Annotated in this window: 9 protein-coding genes; 2 read left to right on the plus strand and 7 right to left on the minus strand. The window is 72.6% G+C overall.

Annotation, left to right across the window (positions count from 1 at the left end):
* The gene (locus ACFV2S_RS30970; RefSeq protein WP_385566424.1) at window positions 1–648 is read right to left on the minus strand and encodes a vitamin K epoxide reductase family protein; all 648 of its coding nucleotides are present in this window, start codon (window positions 646–648) and stop codon (window positions 1–3) included.
* Between the two features lie 18 nt (window positions 649–666).
* Window positions 667–1170 (minus strand): DUF5949 family protein, encoded by a 504-nt coding sequence (locus ACFV2S_RS30975; RefSeq protein ID WP_385566428.1) that lies wholly within the window; start codon window positions 1168–1170, stop codon window positions 667–669.
* 150 nt (window positions 1171–1320) lie between these two features.
* Here ACFV2S_RS30975 and ACFV2S_RS30980 point away from each other — a divergent pair, with 150 nt between their 5' ends.
* Window positions 1321–1737, plus strand: coding sequence for a tyrosinase family oxidase copper chaperone (locus ACFV2S_RS30980; RefSeq protein ID WP_383792295.1), 417 nt, complete (start codon window positions 1321–1323; stop codon window positions 1735–1737).
* On the plus strand, window positions 1721–2587 hold the full coding sequence (locus tag ACFV2S_RS30985; protein ID WP_385566433.1) for a tyrosinase family protein: 867 nt from the start codon (window positions 1721–1723) through the stop codon (window positions 2585–2587). Before ACFV2S_RS30980 ends, ACFV2S_RS30985 begins: the two co-directional genes overlap by 17 nt.
* 63 nt (window positions 2588–2650) lie before the next feature.
* On the opposite strand, the gene ACFV2S_RS30990 is transcribed toward ACFV2S_RS30985, so the two are convergent.
* From ACFV2S_RS30990 to ACFV2S_RS31010, 5 genes are all read right to left on the minus strand, one after another.
* Window positions 2651–2923, minus strand: a complete 273-nt coding sequence (locus ACFV2S_RS30990) for a chaplin (RefSeq protein WP_383802154.1) — start codon at window positions 2921–2923, stop codon at window positions 2651–2653.
* Window positions 2924–3218: 295 nt separating this feature from the next.
* Window positions 3219–3731: a hypothetical protein gene (locus ACFV2S_RS30995; RefSeq protein WP_383802152.1), complete on the minus strand. Its 513-nt coding sequence runs from the start codon at window positions 3729–3731 to the stop codon at window positions 3219–3221.
* Window positions 3732–3848: 117 nt separating this feature from the next.
* A complete protein-coding gene (locus ACFV2S_RS31000; protein ID WP_385566442.1) occupies window positions 3849–4682 on the minus strand; it encodes a hypothetical protein in 834 nt (277 codons plus the stop codon).
* 233 nt (window positions 4683–4915) lie between these two features.
* On the minus strand, window positions 4916–5197 hold the full coding sequence (locus ACFV2S_RS31005) for a hypothetical protein (protein ID WP_382864910.1): 282 nt from the start codon (window positions 5195–5197) through the stop codon (window positions 4916–4918).
* A 224-nt stretch (window positions 5198–5421) separates the two neighbouring features.
* Window positions 5422–6126 carry a hypothetical protein gene (locus ACFV2S_RS31010; RefSeq protein ID WP_385566448.1) on the minus strand — a complete coding sequence of 235 codons (705 nt, stop codon included), beginning with the start codon at window positions 6124–6126 and terminating at the stop codon, window positions 5422–5424.
* Between the last annotated feature and the right edge of the window lie 293 nt (window positions 6127–6419).

Consider the following 6419-nt stretch of genomic DNA (forward strand, 5'->3'; position numbering starts at 1 on the left):
TCAGCCGGTCCAGAAGTCCCACCAGCGGGTCAGGATCAGCATCCCGATGATCCCGATGTGCAGGACGGGCAGGGCGAAGGTGAACTCGCCGAGGAAGGTCCGCAGCCCGGCCGGAGCGGGCAGCACGCGCTCCCTGACGTTGTGCGCGGTGACGTACCAGAACATGAGGATGGTCGCGACCCACGCGAGGCAGCACCACAGGCAGAGCGCGTTGATCTCGTACAGCGACTGGTACATCAGCCAGGTGCAGAAGCCGACCCCGAAGAGCGTCCCGGCGTTCAGGCCGAGCCAGAACCAGCCCCGGTACCGGGCCCCGGCGAGCAGCCCGGCCCCGACGGCGACGACGACGGCGTACGTGACGAGACCGAGCATCGGGTTCGGGAAACCGAACACCGCCGCCTGCTCGCTCTTCATGATGTTGCCGCAGGACACGACCGGGTTCAGGCTGCACCCGGGCTGGAAACCGGGGTCCTCCAGGAGCAGGAACTTGTCGATCGTGATCACCCAGCCGGCGAGCACGCCCGCCGACCCGGTGACGAGCAGCAGCCAGGCGAGGGCCCGGCTCGCGCCGATCGGCCCGCCGGTCTCCCGTGCGGTCTCGTCCTGCCGCTGGCCCGGCACCCCGCCCCGTACGCCCACCGTCGCCATGACGCCGCCCCTTCCCGCTCAGCCCTGGATGCGGCGGACCGGCAGCAGGACGTGGGCGCTGTCGGCGAGCATCTCCTCGTCCGAGACGAAGGCCCTCAGCCGCGCCTCGTCGACGGGCTGCCCGGGCACGCCCTCGGACCAGGGCCGCACGGAGCAGATGAAGTAGACCTTGCCCTGCTCGCGGGCCGCCGCCTGCCACTCGTCGGGCACCGGGCACTGCACCTTCAGGAAGGGCAGCGTGAGCACGGCCGATCCGCCCTCGACGAGCAGCGAGGCCTTGATCCCGGCGTCCTTCTCCAGGTCGAAGAGGCGGTCGCCGACGGAGAGGCCCATGGACTCCAGGGCCGCGCGCATCGCCTGCTGACCGGCCTCCGGCCCGTCCCGGCCGTCGCCGAGCGAATACGCCATCAGGAAGGGCGTCCCCGCCGAGTCGGCGGAGGGCTCGCTGGACCACGGAATCACCGTGAGAGTTCCCAGCGGAGAGGCGCTGCGCGCCGAGGAGACGACGTTGGAAGTGGTCATGAATCCGGATGCTAGACCTCCAACCACCCTTTCCCCGCGCCGAATTCACTCGAACGGCCGACATTCACGCCGCTGGCATATCCGGCGCAACGAACCCGGGTTTTCATCGTTGTGCCCTAAGGGCATAAGCCGACCACCAGGAGATCACTGATGATCGTCCCGCGCCGCGTCGCACTGCGGTCCCTGTTCGCCCTGGCCGTCACCGCCTTCACGGGTGGTGCGCTCGGCCGTGTCGCGGCCCGGCCTGAACCGGGCCCGTCCGCATCGGGGGGTACGCGCGACCCGCACGCCTTCGACGAGATGTACCGGGGCCGGCGCCTCCTGGGCTTCTCCGGCCCCGGCGGCGAGCCGACGGCCCTCGTCGACGGCCGGCCGCTGCACCTGATGCGCTGCGCCGACGGCGGCTGGGTCAGCCCGATCGACCACTACGAGTCCTGCCCGACGCCCCTGGCGGCCACCCGTGCGGCCGTGGACGAGCTGGGCACCGCCCGGCTCTCCCCGCTCGCGGCCGCCCACGGCGTCCCCACCGACCCGACGGGAGGGAGCCCGCGTGGTGTACACGCGTAAGAACCAGCGTGATCTGACCGGCGCCGAGCGCCGCAGATTCGTCGCCGCCGTCCTGGAGCTGAAGCGGACCGGCGCGTACGACCGCTTCGTCCGCACCCACATCGACCACTACACGGCCGACGGCGGGGGGAGGCTCCGGATCGCCCACATGACGCCGAGCTTCCTGCCCTGGCACCGGAAGTTCCTGCTGGAGTTCGAGACGGCGCTGCGCCGGATCGACCCGACGGTCTCCGTCCCCTACTGGGACTGGACCCGGGACAACTCCCCGGCCTCCTCGATCTGGCGGGAGGACTTCATGGGGGGCAACGGCCGCCGGGCCGACCTCCAGGTGATGACGGGCCCCTTCGCGGCGTCCACCGGGCGGTGGACGATCACCCAGTCGATGACCGACGCGCGCTATCTGACCAGGGACTTCGGCCGCCCCCAGGACCCGATCACGCTCCCCACACCGGCCCAGCTCGACACGGTGATGCGCGAGCGGGTGTACGACGCGGCCCCCTGGAACTCGACGAGCGCCACCGGCTTCCGCAACGCCCTGGAGGGCTGGGCTCCCGGCCGGGGCAACGAACGGTTCCGGATCCACAACCGGGTGCACCGGTGGGTCGGCGGACTGATGCTCGGCGGCGGCTCGGTGAACGACCCGGTCTTCTGGCTGCACCACTCGTTCGTCGACCTGGTCTGGTCGCGCTGGCAGCAGCGCAACCCCGGGGCCGCCTATCTGCCGGCGGAGCCCCCGCCGCTCGGCGACGCGCAGTACCGCAAGGTCGCCGCCCGCCACGAGCCGATGGCGCCCTGGGGCGTGACCCCGGCGTCGATATTCGACCACAGCAGGATCTACCGGTACGCCTGAGCCCCGCACACGGATGTCCCCCCGGCCGGCGGCCGGGGGGACATCCGTGGGGAGCGAGGGGGATCAGCCGCCGTAGCCGCCGTCGCCGTGCCCGCCGTCGGCGTTGATGCAGGTGTTGCCGAACGCCGGGTTCAGCAGACCGATGACGTTGACGGTGTTGCCGCAGAGGTTGACCGGGACGTGGACCGGGACCTGGACGACGTTGCCGGAGGCGACACCGGGCGAGTGGGCGGCGACGGCCTCGGCGCCCGAGTCGGCGACGGCCAGGCCGGCTCCGCTGAGGGCAACGGCACCCGTGCCGGCGAGAACAGCGGCAGCCTTCGCGATGCGAGACATCAAGAACTCCTTGGACTGGAAAGCGACCGCAGGGATCACGGCCGTCACTTCCGTTCAACGCCGGTCCCCGGATCGGGTCACGGCCTTTGGGCCGAACGGGACGAAGGGAAATCAGAAAATGGCCCGCGAGCCGAACGCGTCCGCCGCCGGATGCGACGGAACACCTTCGGCCCGCGGGCCGCGGCCATGCGACAAGCCTTCTCTTGCAACGACCGGGAGCCCTTGGGGTGGCGGGGAAGAATCGTGTCTTCACCCGCCCGGTCAATGGTCGTACGAATGAGCGGACCGGTACGGGTCAGCCCGCGTCCGGCGCCAGACCCAGCTGGGGGTCGAGGGCTCCGCCGAGCACCGGGGTGAGGAGTCCGAGCCGGGGCTCCGCGAGACCCGGCAGACCGGCGAGCCCGTTGCCGCGCGGGGCCTCCACCGGGTTGCCCACGACGGCCCCGGGGGTGGCCGTCCGCATCTCCGAATGGGGGCTGCTGAACAGGGCGCGGCCGGGCTCACTGCCCTTGAGGACCTCGGGCAGCGGCGCGTCGACGACGGTCTCCGGCAGGGTGCCGGTGAACGGGACGCTGGGCAGGGCCACGTCCGGGAGCGTGCCGAGGCCCTTCTGGAAGCCGGTGGGCGCGCCGGGCATCGGTACGGGAACGCCGGTCGCCACGGTCGGCGCGTCCATCGGCAGGACCGGCTCCAGGCCCTGGAGCGGGACGGTCACCGGTGCCTCGACGGCGGCGGCGGGAGAGGCCAGGGCGGCGGAGGCGAGTGCGGTCATGAGGAGACCCATGCCCGCGTGAGAACGCAGAGTCATGTGAGGAGAACGAGTCTCTCGGCCGAAACGTCGCGGGACTAACCCGTGTGCAGCAACGCGGAGGGCCCTCACCGGTGAAGGCGAGGGCCCTGGTTGACGCGGCGCCGGCGTGCGGGGTCAGTGCCGGCGGGCGATCCGTCCGCCGCGGAGGTAGACGACGGTGCCGCCGATGATCAGGGCGGCGCTGACCGCGGCCGCGCCCATGAGGACGGGCTCGCTGCTGCCGGTCTCGGGAAGCTGCGGCTGGCCGGGGTGACCGGGCGTCGTCGGGTGCTCGCAGTCCTCGCCGTAGCCCGAGTCCTCACAGTCACCGGGCCCGCCCGGGTGACCCGGGGGGGTGGTGTGGGTGGGAGGCGTGGTGGTCGGCGGCGGCGTGGTCGGCGGGTGCGAGGGCTGCTCGCAGTCCTCGCCGTAGCCCGAGTCCTCACAGTCGCCCGGCCCGCCCGGGTGGCCCGGCGGCGTCGTGTGGGGCGGGGGCGTGGTGTGCGGGGGAGGCGTCGTCGGCGGGTGCGTCGGAGGCTTCGTCGTGGGCGGGTGCGTGGGGGGCTTCGTCGTCGGCGGATGCGTCGGGGGCTTCGTCGTCGGCGGATGCGTCGGAGGCTTCGTCGTCGGCGGATGCGTCGGCGGGTGGGTCGGCGGATGCGTGGGCGGGTGCGTCGGCGGATGCGTGGGGGGCTCCGACGGCCCGCCCGGCTCCTCGCCGTAGCCGCCGGGTTCCTCCGCGTGGGCACAGAGGTCGCCGACGGCCGACGCGACGAAGTCGCCGAGCTCCGCGCTCTTGCCGCAGACGTCCGCGGGAAGGGGCGCCTGCACCTGACCGGCCGCGCCGGAGCCGGGCCCGTCGCCCGTACCGGGGTGGGCGTTCGCGGCCAGGGCGAAACCGCCGCTCAGCGACAGGATGCCGGTCGCTGCCGCCGCGGTGAGTACTTTCCTGCTGATGATGGACCGCATACCGCTCTTCCTCTGGAGAAAGGGAGAGACCGGCGAGGATCCCCCCTCGCTCCGACCGGCCTGATCCGCACCGACGTTCCTATGGGATCGGCCTGAGGGTATGGGTCGGCGCCCGGTGTGGTTCCGGGGCCACACGGCAGCTGATCAGAAAATCATTCGATCAGCCGACCGTGAGGAGCGGTGCCGCGAAGGCCTCCGCAAATGCCCGTTCGGGCTGTGCTGCTGAGGGAGTGTCAGCCACCCAGCGGAAGACCGCCGGGGACCGGGAGGCCGCCGAGCAGCGGGGCGCCCTTGGTGGCGGTGTTCAGCTGGTCCGCCGCCTTGGTGACGGTCTGGACCGGGGAGCCGTCCGTGGTGCTGCTCAGCATGTCGCTCTTCAGCCCGTTGGCGGCGATCGCTTCGAGTCCACCGTTGAGGCTGGTGGGGGTCATCGCCTCGGCGGCCATGGCGGGCGCGGCAGCGCCCAGGGCCATCAGCGAACCGGCGACGACCGCGGCGACCTTGGTGGGCTTCATGGAGTGAATCCTTCCTCTGTACTTTCAAGTCACGTTCTGTACAGGGTTCTTGGCCGAATCCTGTACATCGTTCTGCTTCTGTAACGAGGAGTGGGCGCCCCGGAAACTCCGGGAGGAAGGATTTCTCGGTACTGCACCCGATCGATGCGGGCCGGTGCTATTTGCCGATCGCACACGTCCGCACCGGCCCGGGGGACACCGGGCCGGTGCGGACGCGCGGGGTACTACCGGACGGGCAGCGGGGGCTTGACCGGCAGGTCGGACGCCGCGACGGGCGGGGCGACGGGCAGCTCCGGCGCGGTGACCGGCAGCTCGGGCACGGCGGCCGGGAGCGCCGGGAGGGCGGGCAGTCCGGCCAGGCCCGGTGCGGGCGGCCCGCTGCCGAGCACGGCGGCGACGGCCAGGTCGACCAGCGAGGTCAGGGTGGAGGTGACCTGCGGGACGACTCCGCCGCCGGCTCCGGAGCCGACGGCGGCGAGCAGGGCGGTGACCGCCTTCCCGACGCCCGCGAGGGCGCCGTCCGCGACGCCCGCGGGCGGTGCCACCGGGAGGTCGGCCGAGGGAGCAGGCACGGGGGTGTCCGGTGCGGGGGTGTCCGGGAGGGGCGCCGGGGCGGTGGCCTTCGCCTCCTCGACCGCCGCGGCGATCTCGGCCTTGAAGGCCTCGACGTCGGCCGCGGACGGCCGGCCGGAGCCGGACGTGAGCGCGGCCGTGACGAGTTCGGTCACGGAGGCGTTCACCGAGCCGGGTTCGCCGGGCGCGTCGGCCCGCGCGGGCGGGGCGGTGGCGTCCGGAAGGGGCGTGCGCGCGGCCCGTTCGGCCGCGGTGGGCGGGTGGTGTTCGCCGGCGAAGGCGGGTCCCGCCGTGCCGAGAGCGAGGGCGGCGGATATCGCCAGGGCGGAGAGACGGCGTGTGGCCAGGGGACGCATATGTGTTCCTTTTCCTTATGCGTCGGACAACTGCCCTCTGACGGTGCCTGCGGGTATAGCCCTCCGCAACCGCAGAACTACGGAGCGCCACGCCTCCGTTCGAGTGAATCTGCCGCTCGACCTGTCCCTCGCAGGGGCGTACGCCGTTGCACCGGACGGCGCACGACTGTGCCGCCGAACGAGTACCGAACCAGTGACGACAAGGGAAAAGCCGGTGCGGGCCCCCCCCCCGGGGGGGGGGCCCCGCCCGGGGGGGGGGGGATAAAGGGGGGGGGTGAATGCGGGGTTGCTGG

Origin of the sequence: Streptomyces sp. NPDC059695 (assembly GCF_042733785.1) — a bacterium.
In the GTDB taxonomy this organism is placed as follows: Bacteria; Actinomycetota; Actinomycetes; order Streptomycetales; family Streptomycetaceae; genus Streptomyces.

Coding starts and splice junctions, on each gene's coding strand:
- ACFV2S_RS30975 (WP_385566428.1), bottom strand. CDS start 1,170: ATGACCACTTCCAACGTCGTCTCCTCGGCGCGCAGCGCCTCTCCGCTG.
- ACFV2S_RS30995 (WP_383802152.1), bottom strand. CDS start 3,731: ATGACTCTGCGTTCTCACGCGGGCATGGGTCTCCTCATGACCGCACTC.
- ACFV2S_RS31010 (WP_385566448.1), bottom strand. CDS start 6,126: ATGCGTCCCCTGGCCACACGCCGTCTCTCCGCCCTGGCGATATCCGCC.
- ACFV2S_RS30970 (WP_385566424.1), bottom strand. CDS start 648: ATGGCGACGGTGGGCGTACGGGGCGGGGTGCCGGGCCAGCGGCAGGAC.
- ACFV2S_RS30990 (WP_383802154.1), bottom strand. CDS start 2,923: ATGTCTCGCATCGCGAAGGCTGCCGCTGTTCTCGCCGGCACGGGTGCC.
- ACFV2S_RS30980 (WP_383792295.1), top strand. CDS start 1,321: ATGATCGTCCCGCGCCGCGTCGCACTGCGGTCCCTGTTCGCCCTGGCC.
- ACFV2S_RS31000 (WP_385566442.1), bottom strand. CDS start 4,682: ATGCGGTCCATCATCAGCAGGAAAGTACTCACCGCGGCGGCAGCGACC.
- ACFV2S_RS31005 (WP_382864910.1), bottom strand. CDS start 5,197: ATGAAGCCCACCAAGGTCGCCGCGGTCGTCGCCGGTTCGCTGATGGCC.